21 protein-coding genes are annotated in these 24815 nt (G+C 38.0%); 7 read left to right on the top strand and 14 right to left on the bottom strand.

Annotation, left to right across the window (positions count from 1 at the left end; all coding sequences use genetic code 11):
* Positions 1 to 564: 564 nt before the first annotated feature.
* Positions 565 to 2676 (bottom strand): ATP-dependent DNA helicase RecG, encoded by a 2112-nt coding sequence (gene recG, locus PLE33_00955; GenBank protein HPS59817.1) that lies wholly within the window; start codon positions 2674 to 2676, stop codon positions 565 to 567.
* Positions 2677 to 2857: 181 nt separating this feature from the next.
* On the opposite strand from recG, the gene PLE33_00950 reads away from it, so the two are divergent.
* Together PLE33_00950 and PLE33_00945 are read left to right on the top strand one after the other, a co-directional pair.
* The gene (locus PLE33_00950; GenBank protein ID HPS59816.1) at positions 2858 to 3892 is read left to right on the top strand and encodes a hypothetical protein; all 1035 of its coding nucleotides are present in this window, start codon (positions 2858 to 2860) and stop codon (positions 3890 to 3892) included.
* Between the two features lies 1 nt (position 3893).
* Entirely contained in the window at positions 3894 to 4541 is a 648-nt protein-coding gene (locus PLE33_00945; protein HPS59815.1) for a helix-hairpin-helix domain-containing protein, read from the top strand.
* Between the two features lie 97 nt (positions 4542 to 4638).
* Here the strand turns inward: PLE33_00945 and PLE33_00940 are convergent, their stop codons facing one another.
* The 10 genes from PLE33_00940 to PLE33_00895 form a co-directional block, all read right to left on the bottom strand.
* On the bottom strand, positions 4639 to 5691 hold the full coding sequence (locus PLE33_00940) for an endonuclease (GenBank protein ID HPS59814.1): 1053 nt from the start codon (positions 5689 to 5691) through the stop codon (positions 4639 to 4641).
* 12 nt (positions 5692 to 5703) lie between these two features.
* Positions 5704 to 6312, bottom strand: coding sequence for an SIS domain-containing protein (locus PLE33_00935; protein HPS59813.1), 609 nt, complete (start codon positions 6310 to 6312; stop codon positions 5704 to 5706).
* 12 nt (positions 6313 to 6324) lie between these two features.
* Positions 6325 to 7404: an adenosine deaminase gene (gene add, locus PLE33_00930; GenBank protein HPS59812.1), complete on the bottom strand. Its 1080-nt coding sequence runs from the start codon at positions 7402 to 7404 to the stop codon at positions 6325 to 6327.
* Positions 7405 to 7546: 142 nt separating this feature from the next.
* Positions 7547 to 8197, bottom strand: a complete 651-nt coding sequence (locus PLE33_00925) for a hypothetical protein (protein ID HPS59811.1) — start codon at positions 8195 to 8197, stop codon at positions 7547 to 7549.
* Entirely contained in the window at positions 8187 to 9410 is a 1224-nt protein-coding gene (locus PLE33_00920) for an ATP-binding protein (protein ID HPS59810.1), read from the bottom strand. The genes PLE33_00925 and PLE33_00920 overlap by 11 nt, the downstream gene beginning before the upstream one ends.
* 87 nt (positions 9411 to 9497) lie before the next feature.
* Complete coding sequence (locus PLE33_00915) at positions 9498 to 10427, bottom strand: ribonuclease HIII (protein HPS59809.1); 930 nt, start codon at positions 10425 to 10427, stop codon at positions 9498 to 9500.
* Positions 10420 to 11700 (bottom strand): folylpolyglutamate synthase/dihydrofolate synthase family protein, encoded by a 1281-nt coding sequence (locus PLE33_00910; GenBank protein HPS59808.1) that lies wholly within the window; start codon positions 11698 to 11700, stop codon positions 10420 to 10422. The genes PLE33_00915 and PLE33_00910 overlap by 8 nt, the downstream gene beginning before the upstream one ends.
* Positions 11701 to 11893: 193 nt before the next feature.
* Positions 11894 to 12538, bottom strand: coding sequence for a hypothetical protein (locus tag PLE33_00905; GenBank protein HPS59807.1), 645 nt, complete (start codon positions 12536 to 12538; stop codon positions 11894 to 11896).
* Positions 12539 to 12594: 56 nt separating this feature from the next.
* Positions 12595 to 13125 carry a transglycosylase SLT domain-containing protein gene (locus tag PLE33_00900; GenBank protein HPS59806.1) on the bottom strand — a complete coding sequence of 177 codons (531 nt, stop codon included), beginning with the start codon at positions 13123 to 13125 and terminating at the stop codon, positions 12595 to 12597.
* Between the two features lie 136 nt (positions 13126 to 13261).
* A complete protein-coding gene (locus tag PLE33_00895; protein HPS59805.1) occupies positions 13262 to 13747 on the bottom strand; it encodes a ferritin family protein in 486 nt (161 codons plus the stop codon).
* Between the two features lie 698 nt (positions 13748 to 14445).
* Between PLE33_00895 and PLE33_00890 the strand changes: the two genes are divergently transcribed.
* The 5 genes from PLE33_00890 (at position 14446) to clpB (ending at position 20873) form a co-directional block, all read left to right on the top strand.
* Positions 14446 to 15045 (top strand): molybdopterin-dependent oxidoreductase, encoded by a 600-nt coding sequence (locus PLE33_00890; GenBank protein HPS59804.1) that lies wholly within the window; start codon positions 14446 to 14448, stop codon positions 15043 to 15045.
* Positions 15045 to 15998, top strand: a complete 954-nt coding sequence (locus PLE33_00885; protein ID HPS59803.1) for a DMT family transporter — start codon at positions 15045 to 15047, stop codon at positions 15996 to 15998. The genes PLE33_00890 and PLE33_00885 overlap by 1 nt, the downstream gene beginning before the upstream one ends.
* 239 nt (positions 15999 to 16237) lie before the next feature.
* Complete coding sequence (locus PLE33_00880; protein HPS59802.1) at positions 16238 to 17545, top strand: ATP-binding protein; 1308 nt, start codon at positions 16238 to 16240, stop codon at positions 17543 to 17545.
* Positions 17542 to 18138: an RloB family protein gene (locus PLE33_00875; GenBank protein ID HPS59801.1), complete on the top strand. Its 597-nt coding sequence runs from the start codon at positions 17542 to 17544 to the stop codon at positions 18136 to 18138. The genes PLE33_00880 and PLE33_00875 overlap by 4 nt, the downstream gene beginning before the upstream one ends.
* Positions 18139 to 18296: 158 nt before the next feature.
* Complete coding sequence (clpB, locus tag PLE33_00870; protein HPS59800.1) at positions 18297 to 20873, top strand: ATP-dependent chaperone ClpB; 2577 nt, start codon at positions 18297 to 18299, stop codon at positions 20871 to 20873.
* A 131-nt stretch (positions 20874 to 21004) separates the two neighbouring features.
* On the opposite strand, the gene PLE33_00865 is transcribed toward clpB, so the two are convergent.
* The 3 genes from PLE33_00865 to PLE33_00855 all read right to left on the bottom strand — a co-directional run bounded on the left by PLE33_00865 (position 21005) and on the right by PLE33_00855 (position 24666).
* The gene (locus tag PLE33_00865; GenBank protein HPS59799.1) at positions 21005 to 22285 is read right to left on the bottom strand and encodes an ATP phosphoribosyltransferase regulatory subunit; all 1281 of its coding nucleotides are present in this window, start codon (positions 22283 to 22285) and stop codon (positions 21005 to 21007) included.
* A 193-nt stretch (positions 22286 to 22478) separates the two neighbouring features.
* Positions 22479 to 23258: a TaqI family restriction endonuclease gene (locus PLE33_00860; GenBank protein ID HPS59798.1), complete on the bottom strand. Its 780-nt coding sequence runs from the start codon at positions 23256 to 23258 to the stop codon at positions 22479 to 22481.
* A complete protein-coding gene (locus tag PLE33_00855; GenBank protein ID HPS59797.1) occupies positions 23251 to 24666 on the bottom strand; it encodes a TaqI-like C-terminal specificity domain-containing protein in 1416 nt (471 codons plus the stop codon). Before PLE33_00855 ends, PLE33_00860 begins: the two co-directional genes overlap by 8 nt.
* Positions 24667 to 24815 lie beyond the last annotated feature (149 nt).

The following is a 24815-nucleotide window of genomic DNA, read 5'->3' as shown; positions in this document are numbered from 1 at the left end:
TCTTTCCTTTAGCTGTTTTGAATAATAGTAGCTAAAACACTAAGACGGGCTCTTTCGTCAAGGAAAATTGATTTACTGCACCTAATTTTCGTATCTCCCAAATAATTTATTTATGTATCATCCACTCTTGGTGCCAGTATGTTTCCGATATGATTCCCGTATCGTTCTCGTATCGCGATATGGGAACGATACGGGAATCTATTCTTCAGCAGACAAGGTTTTAGTATCTATGGAGTTCGCTGAAACTCTGCTTTTTAACTATGAATCATTTACAGCTTTACAATTTTGTTCCCTAAAATAGTTTTCGCAGCGTATTCTACTCGTGACACCCTGGAACATTTTCTCTTTCAGATTACACTGATATCACTTTCTTATAATTAATAATTCTTCCCTGAAATATAAAAATTTTATTCTATTTAAAGTGCAATATATGTTCCGGATGCTGCATTCATCATTTTAAAGCTGGCACGATTCCTCACTGCTAATATAATTGGTAGATAGGGTAAAAATTATTTCCGCAGTAGCCAAGCTTTACTTTAAGTTGCAGCCACGCCAAGGCATTTACTAATAGAGGATAAGCTTTTCTTTATCAGTTAATTGGGAGAAGTATATTTTTTTCAGCAGGGCATTTTCGGGCAGGTTAAAATCCGGATCAGCACGCACAATTTCAAAGGCATCCTGCCTGGCTAATTTTAATATATCCTGGTCTCGGACTAAATTAGCAAAGCGAAATACAGGCATTCCGGATTGTTCATAGCCGAAAATTTCACCGGGACCGCGCAGTTCCAGGTCTTTTTCGGCAATAATAAAGCCATCCGTAGTTTTAGTCATAGTGGTTAACCGCTGCCAGGCAACTTTGCTAATTGGATGATGTTCAATTAGATAGCAGTAAGCTTGGGCACTTCCTCTACCTACTCTGCCCCGGAGCTGATGTAATTGTGCCAAACCAAAACGCTCTGAATGCTCTACAATCATCACACTGGCATTGGGAACATCCACACCTACTTCAATAACGGTGGTAGAAACCAAAATTTTTATTTCCCCGGCTTTGAACCTTTGCATAATGGCATCTTTTTCTTTCATCGGCATTCTTCCATGCAAAAGACAGGCGGGATATTCCGGAAAGACCTTTCGGGAAATATATTCATAGAGCTTGGTAGCATCCAGAAGAGCTACTTTTTCCGATTTTTCAATTAAAGGACAAACGATATAAACCTGCCGTCCCAAGGCAAGCTGTTCCTCCACTTCACTATAAACAAGATCAATTTTGCTGGAAGGACGGATAACCGTTAGCACAGGTTTACGCGTGGGAGGAAGCTCATCCAGAATGCTCACTTCCAAATCTCCATAAACGGTCATCGCCAAACTGCGGGGAATAGGTGTTGCGGAAAGATACAATAAATCAGGATGCAAAGCCAGTTTTGCTAACCTGGCTCGTTGTTCAACTCCGAAACGATGCTGTTCGTCAACGCAGGCAAAACCTAATCGCTTAAAGCTGATATCTTTTTGTAACAGGGCATGAGTTCCGATTACAATATTTGCCGCACCGCTGGCAATTGCTTCTTTAATTTCTTCTTTTCCTTTATACACACCTCCCTTCAAAAGACAAACCCGAACCTCAAAACCCTTTAGCAGGTTAGTGATTGTTTCATAATGCTGCTCTGCCAAAATTTCTGTAGGAGCCATCATTGCTGCCTGATAACCGTTTTCTACCGTTAAGAGCATTGCAAACAACGCTACAACCGTTTTTCCGCTACCCACATCTCCCTGCAACAAACGACTCATCTGCTTTTCGGAACACATATCAGCAAAAATTTCCCACAGCACTTTCTTCTGAGCTTTAGTAAGCGTAAACGGCAGTTTTTTATAGACCCCGGTAGTTAACTGCTTCTTATTGATGAACATAATTCCTTTGGTTTGGGTGGTGTGGAAGGTCTTGTGCCTTGCCCATAAAAGCTGCGTGTAAAAAAATTCCTCGTAGGCAAAACGCCTTCTCACGATTCCTGTTTCTTCAGGTTTTTGACTGAAATGCATCTTTTGCAACGAGGAATTCCTGTTCTCAAAATGATGTTTGGCAATCAGGTAATCCGGTAAGTTCTCTTCTATCAAGCTGGAATACAGAGAAAAAGCATTGTAAATCAGCTGCCGCATAAGCTTTTGCTTGATGCCTTCCGTTAATGAATATATCGGTAAAACCTCACGCTTCTTCCAAAAATCGTCCTTCGTATCCTCCGGATCATCAATCAATTCAAATTCCGGATGTAACATTTCCAGCTGATTGTTAAATTCTGTAACCGTTCCATTCAGCCAAATTAAGCGTCCCGGTGTAAATAGCTTGGTGTAAATTGCCGGATAGGAAAACCAGGAACAAATAATCCCTACCTTGCCATCACTAACCCCTACACTCAAAATGCTTTTCCCCTTGGTTGATAAATGAACATCCACCCAGGAAATCATTGCCGTGAACGCTAATATATCCCCGGGATGTAAATCCGATAAAGTAGCACTTAACTTGCGACTGATATAATCCTTGGGAAAATGCTCCATTAAATCTAAAATGGTTTTAATCCCCAGCTTATTTAAAAGCTTTGCACGATGTTCTCCAACCCCTTGCAGGTATTTAACTTCGCTGTTTAAATTCGTTGTTTTTTTGCTTTCCGCCATATTAAAAGCCATCTTGGCAAAGAACGCAAAATTGTCAATTGCAGAAACTTTTCCTAACTGACGCCAAAAACCTTATAGTAGCTATCCTGTAACTATGCTAAATCACTAAATTTTGCTTCTTTTGCTTGACAGAATTTACAATGCAGACAACAAAGTAATAATGTTAAAAAAGACCTGAAGAAATAGGAAAAAGATGCTAAAACGCTTATTGGTGGTTGTTTTGTTCCTGCTAATTTTTTTGATAGCTGAGGGACAAAACTTTGCCCAATTTAAAGAGGAATTGCTAAATACCGGAGATTGGAATATCGCCAGGCAGAAAATTATTGCCTATATTCCAACTACTAACGATGTAGAAGAACTTAGAGAACTGCAAAGTATTTGGGAAAGCGTAGAGCCGGATGCCTGCAAACAATATTTCGTTGATGCTGCAAAAAATAATCCTAATTCCCCGGTCTATCAATATCTTGCTTTACGATTGGAAGAAGATGAAACACTCCAAATGAAAGGTGCCGAAGAACTTTGCCGAAATTATCCTGATTTTTACTGGGGCTACCGACTTTATATTGTGGATTTTATGGCTTGGTTGCTGAATGCGGAACTGGAAACTCCAAGTCCTTTAAGCGGTCAGGAACTTGCCCTAAAAATCTTTGATGAGGGCTATAAACAGTTTCCTGATGATGACTATTTTCATATTTTTCAGTTTCACCGCTATCGGTTAACCCAAGATTATCCAAGGGCAGAAAAGGAACTGAAACTGACAAAAGACCGCAACTTATTGATGGCTAACTGGATGCGCATAAAGTATTTTCTGGTGCAGGAGAAAAATGCAACCCTGTATAGTTCTTATATGCCTCCCCTTTTGTCTGAACTAATTAAAAGCGGTCAAATGGCTTCTGCTGATAGTATTTTTGCTTTTGCTGAGGGCTATGTGGAAATTTTGCAGGAGACGGAGAATTGGCAAGGCATAGAACAATTTTTTACCCAAAATCCCATAGTGCTGAATTCTGCATCCTATTTTGATGTTTACGCGGGTCTGTTAGCTCGTCAGGAAAACTGGTATGAGCTTAGCAATGAACTCCTTTCCGCTTTTAACAGGAAAGTGATAGATAGTGAACACTTAAGCCAATATCTTGCTAAATGGGAAGATAACCTTTGCCAGCAACCCCATTGGCAGGAACTGAAGCAAAAAGCGGAAACCCAATCTCAGCTTCCTTCTCCTCAATACTGATATGAAATTGAAAAATCCGCTGCGTAATTTTCTCACTCCCGATGAACAAAAAATCTTGCTATTCATAAGTATAACTATTCTTTGCGGCTGTTGTCTGGATTTTTTTGGCTGGAATCCACTTCAGGCAACTCCTGCTGATTTAGATTCGCTAAAGCTGGTAGTTCAAGAAGATAAGCCCTTGCAACTGGATATTCGGATTGCTACTTTGGAAGAACTGCTTTGTTTATCCGGAATTGGAGAAAAAAGAGCCAAAGATATTATTGCCTATAGAGAAGCAAATCCCTTCACCTCAGTAAACCAAATTATGAATATTAAAGGCATCGGGGCAAAGACCTACGCCAATATTCTGCCCGATTTACTTGCCTTTGGCGATACTATAAATTTCAAGCTTAATCCAACCCCTGCTTCCGCTTCTAAAACTAAATCTGCAACTCCCGCCAAAGCAAATAACACTGCTATAATTAATCTCAATACAGCTAACCTGGAAGAACTATGCACCCTTTCCGGAATTGGAGAAGTGAAAGCTCAGGCAATTATTGATTGGCGAAAGGAAAACGGCAGTTTTGCAACTATTGAAGATTTAGTGAAAGTGAAGGGAATTGGACCCAAAACTCTGGAGAAAAACAAAGACCGCTTAACTGTGCAGTAATGATTACAGCTGAACAATGTGGTTGATGAGGACTTCAACTCTCTCAACCTTCTCAACCTTCTAAACCCTCTCAACTTTCTCAACCCTCTCAACCTTTTTAATCACCTGCCACTTTCCAGACCTTGGTAACCGCTTGTTTATCTCCACTTTGCACTTTTATCAAATAAACTCCGGCAGGAATATTATGTCCCTTATTATCTTGTCCTTGCCAAAAGACCTTGTTTTCTCCTGCAGATAATACGCTGCTTTCACTATAAACCAATTGCCCCTTGAGGTTATAGATAGAAGTTGTTAATAGAGCTGACTTTAAAGTAGTGATGCCAATGTTCAGTTCAGAAATAAAAGGATTGGGATAAACAGCATTGATTGTAAACTCGGGAACAGCAGGTAAAACAACATCCTCTACATCATTTCCGCCCCATATTTTAGCTACAAATTCCGGATGGTCAATATAAGGATTGCGGTTATTTTGGTAATTATAAACACCCGTGTTACGAGTAATTTCTGCAGCATCCGGAGGATCAAAGCTATGCCAAATAAGCAATGTAGGTAACATATCCACATTTTGCTGAACTAAACTTTCTCCGCTGTAGCGAGTATAAAAATAAAGTAACGCCCTGGCAATATTACCCTTAAATTCATCTGCGGGCTCAAAAACCATTCTGTTTTGAGCATTATTACCCCGGTAACTTTGCCAGGGTGTGTAAGTGTAATAAACAGTGGCAGTATTATGATTGGCAACAACATCAAAAGGATAATTACCCCGAGAACTGTTTACCACGGAATTAGTTATAAACAGATGATGGAGGTCTGATTTCTTTTTATCTGTATTAGTTCCATTGAACCAGCTTTGGGCATAAGTATGTTCCGTATTGGGATTGGTACTTCCCGTATAGTTAAATCCCACATTATATTCCTGTCCCGTATAAACACAGGTTACATAGCCATCAAAGTTATCCAGGGTTTGATAGAGAACAACCTTAGAGGCATCATAACTGGTATTGGTATTATTGGAAATTAAAGTCCGTAAACCATTGAAAAGAGCATCACCGGTTAAATTGATAACGCCGTCGTAATAATCTGCATTCAGGCAAAAAGCAACAGTGAATAGCAGTATTAGCAGAAAGGGTTTTAGTTTATTCTTAAACATTTTTTCCTTATTTTAGCAGCATAATTTGGATTGGGGATTTTCTTTAGGATTTGTAAACAGCTCATATTCTATCAATTCAATCAGCAGATGGATGATAATTCCATGAATTTCCTGAATGCGAGCTGTATTATCAGAGGGCACGATAATTTCGTAATCACAGCTTCCTTTCAGTTTGCCGCCTTCTTTTCCTAATAAAGATGCTGTGAAACATTCCTTCCTTTTAGCTGTTTCCAAAGCGTTGATAATATTGCTGGAATTGCCGCTGGTGGAAATGCCCAAAACCAAATCCCCTTTTAAGGCAAATGCCTCCACACCTCTGGCAAAAACATTATCCCAGCCATAATCATTGGCTACGCAACTTAAATAACCGGGATCGCTTAAAGCAATAGCCGGAAGTGCTTCACGGTCTTTATTGAAACGCCCTGAAAGCTCTTCCGCAAAATGAATGGCATCACACATTGAACCGCCATTTCCAAAGGCAATCAGTTTACCCCTTTGCAACAAGACAGCAGCCATTTGTTTTGCCATCGCCTCAATTTGTTGCAGCATAATTGTGTTAGTAAGCACTTGGGAAATTGTGCGTTCCGCCTCTTGTAAGGTATTCCTGATTATGTTTTGCAAAATAAATGCTCCTTACAGGTTTTCCTTCATTTTAACTTTGGTTTTCAATTCCTGTTCCTCAATCTCATCAATTTCTTTCAGGGTCTGATTTATTAACCGCACTCTTTCTTTATAGGGCAGAAAGGCACTTTTGAAACCGTTTAAAATGATATATTTCACGGTAGCGTAATCTAAACCGAGTTCATTTATCGCCAGCATATATTCATCGGTTACGGTAGTATTGCTGATGGTTCTGTTATCGGTATTAAGCGTAACCCGCAAGCCATAATCTATATAAAAATCAATAGGATGACTGCGGATATCGGAAACAGCTTTTGTATGCAGATTGCTGGTTAAACAAATCTCTAAAGGAATCCTGTGGTCATTAACATAATTTAACAGGTCTCCATCTTCCACCAACCGTGTTCCATGACCAATTCTATGGGTTCCGCAATAGTGTAATGCCTGATGGATGCTTTCCGGACCATAAGCTTCACCTGCATGGATAGTAATATTCAGGTTATTGTGCAAAGCCAAATCAAATGCCTCTTTATGGTCTTTGGCGGGATGTTTATATTCACCTCCAGCGAGGTCAAAACCAATAACTCCTTTGTTTTTGAAGGCAACTGCCAATTCAGCCAGCTTCAAAGAAGTATTGGGATCCATATTTCTAATACCGCAAATAATAACACCTGTCTTAATACCAAAATCTCTTTCTCCCTGTTGTAAGCCATCAATAACTGCCTGAGAGATTTCTGTAAGTTTTAGTCCCTGATCGGTATGCAAAATAGGAGAATAACGCACCTCCATATAACGCACATTTTCTGCTGCGGCATCTTCTGCCAGTTCATAAGCAGCGCGTCGTAGTCCTTCCTCATTTTGTAAAACGAGGTTTACGATGGGAAAAGCGCGTAAATAATCATCCAAGCTTATTGTTTGTTCTCCGCAAACCAAAAGTTTGCGTAATTCAGCAGGTTCCATTGTCGGCAGCTTGATATTATACTTTTTTGCCAAATCAATTATGGTCTCAATGCGGACGCTGCCATCCAAATGCACATGCAAATCCGTCTTGGGTAGTTTTTTAATGAATTCTTTGGTCATCTTGATTTTCATTTTTTCATCCTCTTTCTTCTTTAACAGACATAATATTTAATAAAAGCCAAATGTCAAATAGTTTTTATGTTATACAGGCAAAACAAATTAGGCAAAGGGATTTATAGCTTAAAATAGCAATATTATTTCCACTCTCTAACAGCTATTTAATCTTCTTCATATCACAAAGAAATCTGCCATAACTAACAGGGCATTTTAGCAATAAGGTTTTAGAACTTGAGTTCCGGGCAAGAGCGTAACGCCAATCATCAGGTTTGTCATTAAACTGGCTTACTATTCTTTTTAAGACATTCTTTGGATAGTTACTGTTAGGGTCTTCTTTTTTCCCCCAAAGCGATTCCGGTTCTATATGACGATAGGGTTTAGGAGGTTTTTTCCCAAAAACTTTTAAAAAGGCATTTTCATCTGCCACCAGCCAAGATTCTATCATTGCTTTGGGAATCATTGGAATACCGATTACTATATCCTGATAGCAGGAGAAACCTTCAGTGATATCTTTATAAATTTTCTCAAAAGGGTTTTTATCACAATCAACATAGCATATTGCAACCATATAATGATGTAAAATAGCGTATAAGCAAAGTTTTTCTGCTTTTACGGAATGACCTTTCAACGATTTTACTTTCTGAATCTTGGGCAATTTATGTTTTTCTATGCCATCAATCTGCAGCTTTTTTGTAGAAGCATTTTTTATATAGGCAATGGCGGGACCATCTATCCACTGAGAAGTTTCATAATCTCTTTTCCCTACATCAGTAGAACCTTCACCACAGACGATAACTTTAATTGTCATTCGGTTTTAATAATTCCTTTTCAGTAAGATTAATCCAGATTTCCCCCGGGCTCATATAATCCAGAAAGGTCTTGATTTTTTTTGTGTTAAAAACTTTCTTTGTTTTAATCCTGCCATCATTGTCACGGTAAACATAGATAATATCTTCCGGCTTAAAATCATCCAGCATTAAAGAACTATGAGTGCTAAGCAATAATTGATGTCTGGTTTGAGAAGTAAATTTATAAAGAAGTTCTACTATTTTTGTAGTGATATAAGGGTTTAGTCCGTTCTCAATTTCATCCAGCATCAGCAAACCCGAATCGTATTTTGTATTCAGAAGAGCAACGAAAGCCAGGATACGCAAAGTGCCATCACTTATATGATAGGGTCGCACTTTAATATCATTAGAGCCGAATTTTTCGTTTATAAATAACTCTACCCAACCTGGAGTCCCTTTTGTATAAGCATCAATTGAATCCATACTATTTAAAATTGAATGCACTGCTTTAGTGTAATCGTCTTTTTGCTGAGGATTCATCTGTTTTATAAAAGCAGCCAGTTGTTTTCCCCCGATACCGATATCCTCTGTAGTTCCTCTACTTGATCTACGCATATTTTCAGCTGCCAGAGTTTCAAAATTCGTTGTATGTTCAAGGAATTCTTTCAGCAGGCGAATTTCTTCATTATCAGAGAAATCAATAATTTTTAGCCCCGAAGATCCCAAGGACAAATAAAATTCTGATTCTTGTTTTTTTGCTTTCTGATCATGAAATGCTTTATAAAGCACAATCCCGTCTCTATAAACGTATAATAGCATTGCCCTTTGATAAAGCTCTTGCTGTTTATCTATGTTAGAATATGCTTTCTTCCATTTGCCATTTACCTTTAAAATGCTTTCCTTAATTAGATTAACACTGGTAGCAGAAATGAGCTTAAATTCTATCTGCCAGATAAGAAGAAAGGGTTTCCCGTTTTCTTCAAACTCAAAAATTGTTCTATAGGAAAGCAATGAACTTTTGGATATTTGGGATTTAATATCAGAGACCTTCCAATTTTTATCCTTTAAATATTCCGTTACATCTCGGGAAACGCAATTTGCCAGTAAATCCAATGCTTGCAGAATAGTAGTTTTTCCGGAAGAGTTGATACCAATTAAAACATTTATCTTATCAAGGTTTAAGGTGAGATCAGTAATGCCTTTAAAGCCCTTTATTGTTACTTGTTTAAGCATCTCTACCTCCAAGGCAGTTAATTTATTTTGCTTTTTGCAAAGATGTTATACTCTCTGATAGTGTCAAGGTAAAAGCCGTGAACTATATCATTCAGGCAAGTTTTCTATCTGGCTGGTAGTTTTGAAATGCAGTTTGGCAACCTCGCCCAAGCGTTTTTCTCCGTATTTTTTAATAAAATCCTGAGCATAATTTATAACACTGCTATTGGCACCTTGGGGAAAATTCAGCTGATAGAATTCACGCATTGCAGCAAATGCCTCCAGAAATTGATAGCGGGCAATTATGGAAGCAGCAGCAACAGCAGGATCAATTTCAGCTCCGGTTCTTTCAATGCAGGGAAGGGGAAATTGCTTTTCCAGCAAAGTAAATCTTGTTTTTTGGTTTATACTGAATTGGTCAACCAGCACTCCTTCGCTTTCCGGATGTTTTTTTTGCAAAGCGATGATGGCAGTAGAATGCAGCCAGGCAAGCAAATCGTTCAGGTTTTTCTTTTGAGCTTTGAATTTGGCTATCAGTTCGTTATATTTTTCCGGTTTAATTACAATGCAATGAATGCAGTTAGCGTAATTCTTATAGAGGTATTTGGCAATTCTGATTATTTCCTCATTGTTAAGTTTTTTGCTATCCGTCACTCCGATGTGTTTAAATTCCTCTTCCTGTTTTCGTTCAAAGGCAAAAGCGCAAACGACCAAAGGACCGAAATAATCGCCTTTGCCGCATTCGTCACTTCCTATCCAGGCATTCCAGGTATGCATTGGAGGTAGTTTCAAATCAAGTTCTTCCTGAAATTTGCACAAATCCCATAAGAGTTTTTTTAAGGAGTTATTTGGTCCCATCGGGACAGGGGTAATCCCTTTTTTATGTGAATAATAGATATTCAGAATGCTTTTATAATTATGTCGGGAGACCTTCAACTGGATGCCATATTGCAGTTCTATCTGTTCTTCAATAGTAATTCCCGTTTTCTGTAATTCCGGCAGAAGATGGGACAGGTATTTTTCCAGTTCTTTATGCATTATCCTTTTGAGTGGAAAGAACTTCTCCTACTGTATAAAGAGACCCGCAAACAATTAAAACATCGTCCGGACTGCATTCTTGAACAGCCAAAGCATAAGCTTCAGCAACGGAAGGAGCTGTTTTACAGGGTATCTCATATTTTGCTATTACTGAGACCTGTTCATCTACCGTAGCAGCTCTTTCTGATTGATTTTGAGCTACATAGACCATTTCTGCCCGGGAACAGATAAGAGAGAGCATTGCAGGATAATCCTTATCTCTTAAGATGGAAAGCATAAATTTCACCTTGCGGTTAGGAAAAAGTTTTTCCAGGGTCTGCATCAATGCCTTCACACCATGCACATTATGAGCTCCGTCAAGGATGATAATTGGTTTGCGAGAAAGAACTTGCATTCTGCCTTGCCAGGAAATATTTTTCAGGGCTTGGCGAATAGCTACCTCGTCAAGAGGTAGTTTTTTCTTTTGGGCATACAGAATAAAAGCGGTTAGAGCCGTTCCAACATTTATTGCCTGATGTTCTCCAATCAGATTTACTTCCAGATTAGGCAAAGTATAATTTCCGAATTGATAATCCAGGTTGATGCCGTCAATGCTATCATTATTTATAGAGGTCTGCCAATCACGCTGATAACGAAAGACAGGAACTTGTTTCGCCATTGCTACAGCTTCAATTATTGCCCGGGGGGAATCTTCCATTGCTCCCAAAACCAAAGGAATACCTTCTTTTATAATGCCTGCTTTTTCTCCGGCAATCAATTCCAAAGTTCCCCCTAATGTTTTAGTGTGGTCCAGTCCGATATTAGTAATTACAGCAACATCGGGAAAAAAAAGGTTGGTAGCATCCAAACGACCACCTAAACCAACTTCTATGATAGATACATCAATATTTTGTTCACTAAACATTGCAAAGGCAAGAGCAGTAGTAATCTCAAAGAAGGATGCTTCCCATTTATCAAAGAGGGTCTCATAACGCTGATATAAATTTAGAAGCGTTTGCAGGGAAGGTTCTTTGCCGTTAATCCGAAAGCGTTCGTTATAATTTATCAAATGAGGAGAAGTGTTCAGCGCTGTTTTTAAGCCGCTATCCCTACAGAGAGCTTCCAAAGTGGCACAAACACTACCCTTTCCGTTAGTTCCGGCAATATGAAAACCGTTTAACTTCTTTTCCGGATTACCCATATCATTAAGTAAACCTTGCATCCGGTTCAGTTCCAGCTTCACATTTCCAGAATAGCGTTTGAAGATATGTTCCAGAAAGTCATTGTATAGCATCGGGTTCTTCTTTTTTTAGCAATTAGTTGCTCTTAAACAAGTTAAGCTGCATATTGGGGTAGTAATACCGTTTACAATTCAGTAGCATCAGTTATCCGGATAATTGGCATAGTGCAATATCCAATATAGATTCCAGCTTGCGCAGGAATAACAGGTTGGATTTCATTCCGAAGCAGAATTCGGAAGCTTACTGCTATTCGCTGACAGCAAATTTTTCCGGGAAAAGGATAGCTTTAAGAGCAGTATTATTATCTTTGCGTTTGGCAAATGCCTGAGGATCGGTTTTCCAAATTTCCACATATTTATTCAGCAGCTCAACTTTTTTAGCGCCGTTTGATCCCGTTTCGGTATCTATATAATCAATATCCTCAATCATATAGTTTTGCAGCTGAGTAGGTTCCATATTTTCATAGAAAGCTTTGGGAATAATATGTTTCGGAAATTGAGTTAAATTCGGGCAAAAGATAATCACTCCATAGTTATGTTTTGTTTCGGTACCGATTTGTTCCGCTACATACTTGCCATAAACCATATATTCTTTTTTCTGGTGGCTGGTTTCGGGGCAATACAAATTGGCAGGCAAATAAGTATGCTTATTGTCATCTTTTTTAGGTGTCTTTATCAGCAAAGAAAGATCACCGTTAAAATCGGTATTTGTATCGCGCATATAATCGGTAGTTGCCACCCAAATTTGCTTCATATTATTAACACAGTCCTCAAGGTTCTTTTCCTTATCCAGATTAAAGAAATTCGGTACTGCCAGAATGAAGACCAGAGCAATAAAAAGGATGATACTGAGAACAGTATATACCGAGATTCCATGTTGATTATGCGGCATAAATCACTCCTGAAATGAATTCTTTGAATTATTGTTTTTGGCAGTGGCTATTCTCGTCAAGCTTTATTTTTAGGATAAAGGATTTTACTTATATAAGAACGGGTTTCCGGAATGTCCTGAAAGCAAGAACGATAATCCTTATCCTTATCAATTTGAATGCCATAAATACGACGATTTACATTACTTTCGCCCCAATTATATGCAGCCAGAGTTAAACTCCAGTTGCCTTTGTATTTATCTTTGAGGTAAATTAAATACTTGGCTGCCAATTTCAAATTGTATAACGGTAAAAACAAATAACCCCTTTTATGGTCTTTGTGAATATAAAAGGCGGTGGATTCCCTGATCTGTCCAAGACCTATCGCTTGAGCATCAGAGATAGCAAAACTACGAAAAGAACTTTCCGTTTTTATTAAGCGATAAAAAACAACCGGATTGATGCCATAATAAACAGCCACCCCAATAGTTGCTAACCGCAGAGAAATGGGATTATAAATCAAAATGAGCAAAATCAATAAGATCAGAAGGATGCTGATCATCCTTCCGGTATGGTGTTTTGTACCTTTTCTATGTTTATGTTTGGTCATTATCGCTTGTTTTTATCCCGTTATTTTATCGGAAGCGCTTATTTTTTATCCTTTTTTACGGCTCCTCAAGTTCTATCAGTTTCTTTTCGCTGTTTCGGGATTTCCCAAAATTAAACTGCTTCTGAATAACTGTTTGTTACACCAGTTTTTGCTTCATCTCGTTTAGTTTTAAAATATGGCTTACTTCTTCATTGATTATTTTGCGCAAAGCAGTATGGGTTTTGGGTTCGTCAATAGTATCGGATAGGGTATGAAAATAGAGCAAGGTGTCCTTTTCAAAAGTAATCGCATTATCCACAATTTCTTTGATATCTTTAGCATTGGCTGCAAGTTCAATAGCCGAGGACTCGCTGTTAAAAATTCTGCTTTCTACAATTGTTCTCAGATATTCGGCAATAAGTTCCCAATCAACGGAAAGCTGTAAAACCTGGATATCCACTTCATCTCTCAAACCCATAAAGGTTTTTTCATGCTTCAATTCTTCATCCCGTAAATAACTTAGAAAGTCCTTCGCTTTTTCATCAAGGTCTTTTCTTTTAGCTGCTTCATTATAGAAAGTGTAACCGCATCTTTCAATTTGAACAGCCATTTCAATAACCTTGTTTATAGAATATGTAACCATTTTTTCCTCCCGCAATATTTATTATTTCCAAGTTATGATCTTATAAAGATAAGTCAAGCAAAAAATGCAGGACTAATTCTTCCCGCTGAATAACAGCTTATGATGTAATTCTATTTGCTTCCGGAAAAGCTTCCTTTCTTGTTTCTTTGATGATTCTTAAACTTATCTTTAACGACTCTTTAACCCTGCTAAGGAATTGTTAAAGAAGTGTTAATGCCTCATTAAACAAAGGGCTCAGAAAGAAGAACTTATGTGTTTTAACGGGAGTGAGATAATATTGAGGAAAGTTGGTGTTACTGTGTTGTGCAAAATATTTCCGCTTTTACAGGCATTACCCTGAAGCATTTCTTTGATAACCTTGCAAAGGATAAGAGTAGTATTACTCTCTGTGAAACTTACCTAATGCTATTTGGCATTATATTCAGGTATAGTATGTTACGCAATCCGGCTAAAAAAAACATTGACAGACAGCTGATAGCAATTAAGTGTTATTTTATTCTGATATTATAGTTGAAAATAACAGCAGGCATATTTCGTTTATGGGTTAGCGACTTTTGATTTTGCATAAACCGAAGTTGTGCTTACAGTTAGAAACTTTAGTTTAGATAACGCAGAGGGAATTTGCCCTCCCGTTTTTTTTCAACGGCAGCATAATAGTAAAAAAACGAAGCCATATCTTTATTTACAGGAGAAGGGAAATGCATAAACTCGCAGAATTGAAAACCCCGATATTTTGGGCTGAAGGTCATCCGGGCTCATTACCAAGAGAAAATTGGCAAATTACAGTAACCGGAAGTTGTGCTAATCCGCACATTTTTTCCTGGCAGGATTTGCTGGCATTGCCCCAAAAAGAGGTAACTGCTCATTTGACAAGCGTTACCAGATGGTCTGTTGAAGGGCTTTGGAAGGGAATTCCACTTGCCGAAATTCTACAAGTTGTCCAGGTCTCTGAGAGCTGTTCTTATGTTCGTTTTTGGAGTATCAACGAAATTTACGATACTTCTATTCCCATAGCCATTGCCAGAAAGGAAAAGTCCCTGCTGGCATACAGTTTTGATGGCGAATTCCTCACCGAGGATTATGGAGGTCCTGTTCGGGCTTTCATCCCTTATCTGTGGGGCTATAAATCCGCAAAAAGTGTTGTAAAAATTGAGCTTATGGATTATTATGTCCCCGGTTTCTGGGAAAAAAGAGGTTATACTGATAGCGGAGAAATTGAGGCAGGCAATTGCCGAGACCTTAACGACGGCGGGAAAATTAAACATATTCCTGCCGGGGAAGTGTTAAAGTTTAACTGATGAAACTGTGGTTCACTTACCTGAAAGCTTTTCTGGCAATGCTCTTTTGGTCTGCTACCTTTATTTGGTTTAAAATTGCCTACCGCACCTATTTGCCCTATGAGGTTACTTTTCTGCGTTTACTGCTGGCGTCTATTTTGCTTTTTCTGGTTATGCTGCTAACGAAGAAAAGAGAGAAACTCCGCCGGAAAGATATTTTTCAATTGCAACTGGTGGCATTTTGCGAGCCCTTTATGTATTTTATCGGCGAGGCAAATGGAATGAGAATTGTCTCTTCCACTTTGGGTAGTTTGGTAATTTCCACCATTCCCATCTTTTCTGCTATAGGGGCATGGCTGATTCTGAAAGAAAAATTGCCTTTTTTGGTTGTTTTAGGGCTAATTTTATCCACTTCCGGGGTAGCTGTGATGAGTATTTATAATAATGACCTCTCCGCAACCCTCAAAGGTATCCTATTATTGATGATAGCTGTTTTTGCCGGTGTTTTTTATGGCATAACAGTGCGCAATCTTACTCTGCGTTACAGTCCTTTAACTATCGTTACCTGGCAGAATTTTTTTGGAATGCTCTATTTTTTACCTCTGTTTCTTGCGGTGGAAGGAAAACACTTTTTCAGTGTTCAGCATTCTTTAGAAGGGCTGGCAACTATTGCCGCAATGTCTGTTTTTGCTTCCGTGGGCGCTTTTATTCTTTTTACCGGAGTTATTCGGGATTTAGGAGTGGCAAAATCCAATATTTTTACCAATCTTATACCCGTTTTTACGGTTGTTCTGGCTTATTTTATTTTGGGCGATACTCTCACTTTGGCAGGTTGGATAGGTATTGGTTTAGCTGTTTCGGGGCTCTTTGTTTCCCAATATCCCGATTTGCACAAATTCCTGAACCAAAAAAGATTGGTATCTTCTTTTACGACTGCTGAAACCGGAGACAAAAAACAAGGAAACTCAGGATAATTAGTCCCGCTATTTTGACAGATACTTAAGCCGGAGCTATAATTCAGACGCATCTATTTATCAGCCAGAGAACTCTTTTAATAACCTGGCATTAGCCAGCCCCTTCACGATGGCATTGTTTTTAGTTTCGGCAAAATAAATTTCGTAAGCAAAACAAATAAATCTTGACGAGAAATAAACATTAGATATTATGCACTTTTTGAGAATTTATCTCTAATAACGGATAAAAGGAGTTTACGGTGCTAATCAAATTTACTGTGGCTAATTGCCTATCTTTTAATGACAAGACAACCTTAGAGTTCTCAGCATCCAAAGACCATAATTTAAAAGAACAGCTTTGGATTTCAGGCAGCAGATATATTCCCAATATTTTGAAAGCAGCATTCATCTTTGGTCCCAATGCTGCAGGTAAATCCAATCTGATAAAGGTAATTCATTTTGCTAAAGCCATTGTTTTAGGAGAGCCAAATCCGCTTAAAAACCGAACCATATATTTTAAGCTTTGCCCTGATTGTCCTCAAAAACCGGTTTACTTTGAATTTGAGATGCTAATTGAGCGAAAAATATATCGCTACGGTTTTGAAATTAAGGAAGGAGTTATTTCCCGCGAATGGCTGTGGAAGATAAATTCTACCGGAGAACATAAAATCTATGAACGAACTTATGATAAGCTGCAAAAGAACAAAATCAGCTATGGGAATAATTACAAAGGTCTGCAACAAGATGAATATTTCAATTTTGTGCTTAAAGGAACACCGGAGAACAAATTATTTCTTACTGAGACAATAAATAGAAATATAGAACAATTTCGCAATGTGTTTGAGTGGTTTAAGAAAATTGTGATAATTTACCCCCATTCAAAATTGCAATCCTTCAATGTTTTGATAAATAACGAATTCCTCTTGCAAGAGTATCGGAAATTAATGAAGTTATGTGATTTGGGAATTGATGATATTAGTATAGAGAAAATTGAAGCAGATGAAGTTTTAAATAAATTGCCGAATGCCATAAGAGAAAGTTTGCGAATGGATTTACCCGGAAACATAACTTTGAAAACTGGTGAACGCTATTCAATGAACTTTAAAAATGGTATTCAAGAAGCTTATAGAATCCTTATATCTCATAAAATACCAGCAACGGAAACGAAAGTAGAATTTAAAATTAATGAAGAATCCGATGGAACAAACCGTATTTTTGACTTAATTCCCGTTTTACAATTATTACAGGAAGATGCTATTGTGCTTGTAGATGAACTTGACCGCAGTTTACATCCTTTAGTATCCAGAGCATTTATCAAAGCTCTTTTTGCAGCCAATAAGCAACATCAGGGTCAGTTTATAGTAACTACCCATGATGCAACTCTATTGGATGTTAATTTATTACGCAGGGATTTAATTTGGTTCATAAGAAAGAATTATCAAATGGAATCCACCTTGTATTCACTCCAGGAATTTGAACAGGTCAGAAATGATAAGGCATTGCAAAAAGCATATTTAGCAGGACTATATGGAGCTATCCCTATTATCGCTGATGAGGATGAAGAATGAGTTATGCCCGTAAATCCAAGAAAAGAGTTCCTCGTAAGATTTTCATTTTTACTGAAGGTAGCGTAACTGAACAAAAATATTTCCGGGAATTTATTCAGTTCTTTAAAATATCGCAGGCACAAGTAAAAGTAATAGATAGAGAAACATCAGCTTCCAGTCCAAAATCTGTTATGGAGGCGATGGATTATTATAAGAGTAAAATTAACTCCTTTACTACTAAAAACGATATTTATTGTATGGTTATAGATACTGATAGATGGGGTAAAAACTTAAAAGAAGCAGTTGCTGATGCTCATCAAAGAAGATATTTGGTTGCCTTGTCCAATCCTTGTTTTGAAATATGGTTGCTGATGCACTTTCAGGATGCTGAAACAATCTTAAAAAACGCTGATTTGCTTAAAACAAAGGCAGATATAAATACCCAAATCCATAGTTATCATATCACCGGCAAGAATGATAAGGATTACTTTCCCAGAACTGATTCCGCAGTAAATACTGCTGCTATTTTAGATATTAAACCGCAAGAGAGATTATTACAACAGATTGGTTCCAGAGTGTATTTGTTAATTAACATCCTCCAGGAATATATCTGATTGCCTGTTTATTTTCCATTCCAGTTCTGATATAATTAGCTAACTTCCTTCAACTATATGCTGTTAGAAAAAATTAGCAGACAAGAGAAGGGACTGCTAATTATTTTACTTGCCTTATTGGTTTTCCTGATTATATTTTCTTTCAGTTGGAGGTATATATGAATACACAAAGATTTACGATAAAATCACAAGAATTGCTTGCTGATATGCAGGATTTAGCTTCCAGTTACGGTCATCAGGAAATTAAAGACCTGCATTTATTACAGGCAATGTTAGCTCAGGAAGAAGGGCTTATCTTACCTGCCTTGGAAAAACTGGAGGTCTCCATTCCCAAAGTGAAAAGCGAAGTAGAAAATGCCCTGAACAAACTGCCTAAGATTAGTGGAAGTTCGCAACAGTATCTATCTCAGGAAGTTCTGGATATTTTACATCAAGCGGAAAAGGAAGCAGACCAGTTTCAAGATGATTATATTTCCACGGAGCATTTGCTTTTGGCAATTCTGGCTAAAGGCAAAGAAGCAGCGAACATCTTAAAAAATGCAGGTTTGCAAGCGGATAAACTGCTTCTGGCACTGAAAGAACTGCGTGGCAATCAACGCGTTACCGATCAAAATCCCGAAGCCAAATATCAGGCATTGGAAAAGTATGCTCGGAACTTAACGCGCTTAGCCAGGATGGAAAAGCTGGACCCTGTTATTGGTCGCGATGAAGAAATCAGGCGTTGCATCCAAATTTTAACCCGCAGAAGGAAAAATAATCCGGTTTTAATCGGTGAGCCGGGAGTTGGGAAAACCGCTATCGTAGAGGGTTTAGCGCGCAGAATTGTAGCCAGAGATGTGCCCGAAAACCTGATGGACAAAGAACTCCTGGAATTGGATATGGCAGCAATTATTGCCGGGGCAAAATTCCGAGGCGAATTTGAAGAACGCTTAAAAGCCGTGCTTTCGGAAGTGGAAAAATCAGAAGGACGCATCATTCTCTTCATTGATGAATTGCATACAGTTGTAGGAGCCGGCGCTGCAGAGGGTTCCGTGGATGCATCCAATATGTTAAAACCCGCTTTGGCAAGGGGAAATTTACACTGCATCGGAGCTACAACCTTAACCGAATATAGAAAATACATAGAAAAAGATGCTGCTTTGGAAAGGCGTTTCCAACCTGTATTAGTTACAGAACCCTCGGTGGAAGATACAATTTCCATTTTAAGAGGTATCCGGGATAAATATGAAGTTCACCATGGTGTGCAAATTAGCGATAATGCCTTGGTGGCTGCAGCTCAGCTTTCAGAGCGGTATATTGCCGATAGGTTTCTGCCTGATAAGGCAATTGACTTGATTGATGAGGCATGTGCATTACTGAGAATGGAGATTGATTCTTTGCCTGTGGAACTTGATGAATCGGAAAGACGGCTGAGACAGCTGGAAATTGAACGCCTCTCTTTGGCAAAGGAAAAAGACCCTCTTTCGCAGGAACGCCTGGAAAAAATTAAAGAAGAAATTGCCCAACTCAACGAAGAGAACAAAGCATTACGCCTGCGTTGGGAAAAAGAAAAACAGGTGCTGGAGCATATTCGGGCTTTGAAAACCGAAATTGATACTCTTAAAGGTGAAGCCGATAAAGCAGAACGCGAAGGAAATTACGAAAAAACAGCTAAGCTGCGTTATGGAACAATTGCTGCCAAGGAAAAAGAACTGCAGAATTTGCTGCAGGAAGAAACCCTAACTAAAAAAGACAGATTGCTGAAAGAAATTGTGGATGAAGAACTGGTAGCGGAAGTTGTTTCCAAATGGACAGGCATACCTGTTTCTAAACTTGCGGAAAGCGAAATGCAAAAACTTTTGGAACTGGAAGATGTTCTTGCCCAAAGAGTTGTAGGACAGGAAGAAGGTATCAAAGCATTGGCAAATGCTATCCGCCGCAGTCGTAGCGGCTTAAGCGATGAAAACAGACCCATTGGTTCTTTCATCTTTTTGGGTCCCACGGGAGTTGGTAAAACGGAACTGGCAAAAACGCTGGCAAGTTATCTTTTTGATACCGAGAAAGCATTGATTCGTTTAGATATGAGCGAATTTATGGAAAAACACAGTGTGGCTCGTTTAATTGGAGCTCCTCCCGGCTATGTGGGTTATGAAGAAGGTGGTTATTTAACGGAAGCTGTGCGTCGCAGACCTTATTCCGTGCTGCTTTTGGATGAAATTGAAAAGGCACATCCGGATGTTTTCAATGTGTTACTGCAAATTTTGGATGACGGACGCCTTACGGATGGAAAGGGTAGAACGGTGGATTTTAAACACTGTGTAATCATTATGACCAGTAATATCGGTTCGCAGGAAATTTATGAAGCGTCAAGCAGCCAGCTGGAACAGCTGAAACCCAAGCTGATGAATATCCTGCAACAATATTTCCGTCCCGAATTCCTAAACCGGGTGGATGATATCATTCTTTTCCACCGTTTGAATAAAGAGCACATAGCAAGAATAGTTAAATTGCAATTGGCTCTTTTAGCTTCGCGTTTGGAAAATCGCAATCTCCAGCTGGAGTTTTCGGATAACCTGATTGAGCATTTGGCAGAAGAAGGTTATGATCCCGCTTATGGTGCCAGACCGCTTAAACGCCTGATCCAAAAAGAAATTGAGGATACTATGGCAAGATACATTTTGGCTGGCAAATTCACTGCCGGAAAGAAGATTATGCTGGACTGGAATTCCTCTCAGGGCTTAATTGTAACGCAATAACCTGCAATTCAAAATACTTGTTTTACAGGGCTGGCTTACAGTCCTTATAGAAATGTATGCCAGCCCTCTTGTTTATAAACATCTATCCTTTATGATAAACCGGTTGCGGAAAAGATAATTAGCTTAAAGTTTTAGCTTTGCATTGCCTTTTTTGCCAGCATTATGGAAGGCAAAGTATCTTTTAAAGAGATATAATTTTGTTCTTCTTTCACCAGGTTGCGTAAAAGAATTTTTCCTTCGCGGATATTATCATCCCGCAGAATTAGCATTATGGGGCAATCCTTGTTTTTGGCAATATTGATTTCCTTATTTACAGGTCTGCATTCGGGAGAAATAATGGTCTTAATTTGTTGGGAATGAAGCTCCTGAACAATTTGCAGGGTCATCATTTCCAGATTGGGACTTTCCGCACAGATATAAACACTGAATTCAGGATCGTTTTCCTCAAATAATTTCCGGCTGTCCATAAGTTCAAAAATGCTATCCAGATTCAGGTAAAATCCAACAGCGGGGATTTTTTTCCCTGTGATAAGAGCAGAAAGATTATCGTAGCGTCCTCCGCCTCCAATAATAATTTCCTTGCTATTGTGAGTCGCTATAAAATCAAAAACGGTTTTGTTATAGTAAGCAAAGTTCTTATTAAGAAGTGGATTAACCTTGTATTGGTTACCCAGATTTGCCTGAATGCTTTTTACTTTGTTAAAATCTGCTTTACAGGATTTGCAGAGGTAATCATAAATGTGAGGTCCGTCCTGCAAGGTTTTTTTGCAACCGGGCTTTGAACAATGAACCTGACTGAAAGGATTGGCGGAAAGTTCACGATAACAAGAACTGCAATATTCACTTTGATGCTCTTGCAGATATTTATGCAAATCAGTAAAAAAAGGTTCCCTACAGGTGGAACAACCATAAGAATTTAGATCAAGGCGAACTTCATTCAAACCGAGGGTTTTACAAAGTTTCATTCCTAAAGAAATTACTTCGTTTTCCGAGAGAATACTATCACTGCCTAAAAGCTCCACCCCCAATTGATAAAATTCCATCTGCTGCTGATTGTTTACCTTGCGAAACATAGGACCCGAATAATAAAAACGATGAATTTCATCCGGATTCGTAATCCGCGCAGTATGATGTAACACACTGATTGTGCCTTCCGGACGCAAACTTAATAAACTTAATTGATCATCGGGAAGCGAAAGAGAAAGAACTCCTTTCATTGCACTATCGGCTTCCTGACCTTGAATTAAAGCAGTTATGCCATCTTGTAAAACCTTGCTGTCCTGTAAAACTGAAAGCCGAATCTCCTGAAAATCATGCAAAGATAAGACATTATCCAGCTTCTCTTCCAGTTTTTTCCATTTCCAAACCTTGTCGGGCATAAACTCGTGAAAACTTTGAGGTTCCTGAACCATTTTGTTCTCCTGAACAGTTCTTTATAAACCAAATTACAAGATAGAACAAATTTGGCAATAAGATTTTAGAATCACCTCAAATTTGGAGTTTTCGGTGATAGATTTTGAAACAAGGATGATAGGATTTTTAGAATTTGTGTCGTTCTTAATAAGTTTGCACTAAATCAAGCAAAGGAGATATTGAAAATAAGGTTTACGCCTCTTCACCCGATAGTTCCAAAGATATTTTATCTACCGTCTCTTTTACTTTTGTGATGTCTTCTATGTTATCTATTATAGGTAGCAGGTATGCTTCTCCGAAAACAACAAAGCCATTTTTGAGACGGATAAAATATTTTTGAAATGCTTTAAGTGAATTTTGGTAACCCTTTTTATCTTTTACCCTTGGGCTTTTAATCTTTCTTTCAAATTCTTCAATATTAAATACTGCATAAGGGATAGTAACCAGTGTTTTCTTTTTACTGGCGCTACGCGCTTCTTTTCTATTACTAATTTTAGCAACTTGAAAGCCAATATTTCCAACTTTAGCGTCAACCCCTCTGGCATCTAAAGCAGCATTGCATTCCAGCAACAAAGTTTTACCTTTTCTGGCAGAAAGAACCTGAAATAAATAACAGAAATCCATTTGGGTAAGCACAGATACCCAAGTTCTATACATTCTGGCTCTAAAACCTTTTTTGAACCAGCCGTTATTATCCTTATCAAAGTAATATTTTTTAAATTGGTTAAGTACTTCTTTACTTGGAGAATTAGTATTAATTTCCATCCAAAAAGTATCAAACCATTCTTCAAAATCCAGAAATTGTCTGTCTTCCCAGTAGTATTTGAATATTGATGCCAGAGGTAGTATCTCCTTAGGCAAATCCTGTTCAACCCATTTAATATCTTTTAATTCTTCGCGATATTTATCCAAGGGAATAGTTTCCAGAAAATCCCGATATTTTCTGAAATCTTCAATTGTTCTGTCACTCACAAAGGTTCTCCTTTTTAATAAGTTGCCAAGCTTCTGCATTCGGAAGAGGCAAATTCTTTAGCTGAGTAATACTAAGATGATAAGTAATTTCCCGGTAGGTGTCTTTTACATACTTTTTTACATAATCAGAATTTAAGTAGGCAACAACATCTTCTGGTTCCAAATCAAAATGGCAGTTAAATAAGTTTTCTTCTCTTATAAGATGATAAACATCGCCCATCCAGGGATAACATTTTTCATCTAAAGCAGCGGCAACTTTGCCATTTTCTCTAAAGCCCAATCCCATTACGATATGAGGGTAGCCAAAAGACATTCTGATTTTGGTTACATCTTGCTTTTTTACCCAATAACCAGTAAGATTGTTATAATTTATTCTATTACATTTCAGATTTTTTCCGTTTAATAAAGGAAGATATTCATTTTCACCGGGCACTGTTTCTTTCACTATTATGTTACTTCTTTTTATTTCAGGAGTTCGGGGAGAAATTCTAATATTGTAAATATCTCCTAACCTATAGGGACATAAGCTTTCCAATTTCTGAGTATAATCCGTATCAAACTTAACAACTTCACCTTTCCAGTGAAAATTACTTTTTAGCGTCCTTATTCTATTATCCTGAAATTCTTTCAATTCCAATCGGGAGATGTATTTATCGGACTTAATAAAATTTAATACTACCGAGGAAACATCAGCTTCCGGTTTAAATATATCAGCCCCCAAATAGATTATTTCCGTTCTCCCGTTTTGCGATAAAAACACCCGGAGTTTTTTAAATTCATCCAGAATCATAAAAGTTGGGGGAACAATAAATATCAATTGGCCGTTATCTTTAAGCAATTTGATTGATTTTTCTATAAAAGCCCCATAAACATTATACTTCCCAAACCAGGTTGCAAAAAGTTTTTTATATTTCTCCTTGGTTGCAGGATGTGTTTTTATCGTGTAGTGTTCAGATAAACTGGGAATACCATACGGCGGATTACCAATAATTAAATCAAAATATGACCGGGTTTGCCATAAAAGATAATCAGCTCGATACAAATCAATTGCCTTTACAATGTTCAAATTAGATACATAATTGATGATATCCTGATTGATTTCTACTCCAAAGAGTTCTGCCTGATTGAATAGTGAAGGTTTATTTCTCTTTACTCCTAATAAAAACTGGGCTAAACCACAGGCAGGTTCCAAAATCTTAATGTCTTCCTTTTCAACATAATTGGTATCATCAATCAGGTTAACCATAAAATCCACAATCCATTCCGGAGTAAAGAACATTCCGGAATCTCGCTTGATATCCCGAAGATCGTTATTTACTATAGATTGATGAAGATTATAGTCCATTAGCGTCTTTTCTTGTTTAGCTAACAATTCATCTGATCTTTGCTCTTCACTTATTTCTTTCATCTTTTTAATTCTCTTTTAGTTCTAAACCTTGCCTATTTTCTTAAAACAGTCGTCAATTTTATGATCACTGCCAAATTCATTAAAAACAGATGTAAATATAATGTCAATGGATTTCTGGTTTAATACCAATAACACTCCAATATGACTCT

Source organism: Candidatus Cloacimonas sp. (assembly GCA_035403355.1).
GTDB lineage: Bacteria > Cloacimonadota > Cloacimonadia > Cloacimonadales > Cloacimonadaceae > Cloacimonas.
This window is presented reverse-complemented; position numbering and strand designations above follow the sequence as displayed.

Bases quoted from the DNA above. Each gene is read 5' to 3' on its own strand.
- recG (HPS59817.1), bottom strand. From the start codon at position 2,676: ATGGCTTTTAATATGGCGGAAAGCAAAAAAACAACGAATTTAAACAGC.
- PLE33_00950 (HPS59816.1), top strand. From the start codon at position 2,858: ATGCTAAAACGCTTATTGGTGGTTGTTTTGTTCCTGCTAATTTTTTTG.
- PLE33_00945 (HPS59815.1), top strand. From the start codon at position 3,894: ATGAAATTGAAAAATCCGCTGCGTAATTTTCTCACTCCCGATGAACAA.
- PLE33_00940 (HPS59814.1), bottom strand. From the start codon at position 5,691: ATGTTTAAGAATAAACTAAAACCCTTTCTGCTAATACTGCTATTCACT.
- add (HPS59812.1), bottom strand. From the start codon at position 7,404: ATGAAAATCAAGATGACCAAAGAATTCATTAAAAAACTACCCAAGACG.
- PLE33_00925 (HPS59811.1), bottom strand. From the start codon at position 8,197: ATGACAATTAAAGTTATCGTCTGTGGTGAAGGTTCTACTGATGTAGGG.
- PLE33_00920 (HPS59810.1), bottom strand. From the start codon at position 9,410: ATGCTTAAACAAGTAACAATAAAGGGCTTTAAAGGCATTACTGATCTC.
- PLE33_00915 (HPS59809.1), bottom strand. From the start codon at position 10,427: ATGCATAAAGAACTGGAAAAATACCTGTCCCATCTTCTGCCGGAATTA.
- PLE33_00910 (HPS59808.1), bottom strand. From the start codon at position 11,700: ATGCTATACAATGACTTTCTGGAACATATCTTCAAACGCTATTCTGGA.
- PLE33_00905 (HPS59807.1), bottom strand. From the start codon at position 12,538: ATGCCGCATAATCAACATGGAATCTCGGTATATACTGTTCTCAGTATC.
- PLE33_00900 (HPS59806.1), bottom strand. From the start codon at position 13,125: ATGACCAAACATAAACATAGAAAAGGTACAAAACACCATACCGGAAGG.
- PLE33_00895 (HPS59805.1), bottom strand. From the start codon at position 13,747: ATGGTTACATATTCTATAAACAAGGTTATTGAAATGGCTGTTCAAATT.
- PLE33_00890 (HPS59804.1), top strand. From the start codon at position 14,446: ATGCATAAACTCGCAGAATTGAAAACCCCGATATTTTGGGCTGAAGGT.
- PLE33_00885 (HPS59803.1), top strand. From the start codon at position 15,045: ATGAAACTGTGGTTCACTTACCTGAAAGCTTTTCTGGCAATGCTCTTT.
- PLE33_00875 (HPS59801.1), top strand. From the start codon at position 17,542: ATGAGTTATGCCCGTAAATCCAAGAAAAGAGTTCCTCGTAAGATTTTC.
- clpB (HPS59800.1), top strand. From the start codon at position 18,297: ATGAATACACAAAGATTTACGATAAAATCACAAGAATTGCTTGCTGAT.
- PLE33_00865 (HPS59799.1), bottom strand. From the start codon at position 22,285: ATGGTTCAGGAACCTCAAAGTTTTCACGAGTTTATGCCCGACAAGGTT.
- PLE33_00855 (HPS59797.1), bottom strand. From the start codon at position 24,666: ATGAAAGAAATAAGTGAAGAGCAAAGATCAGATGAATTGTTAGCTAAA.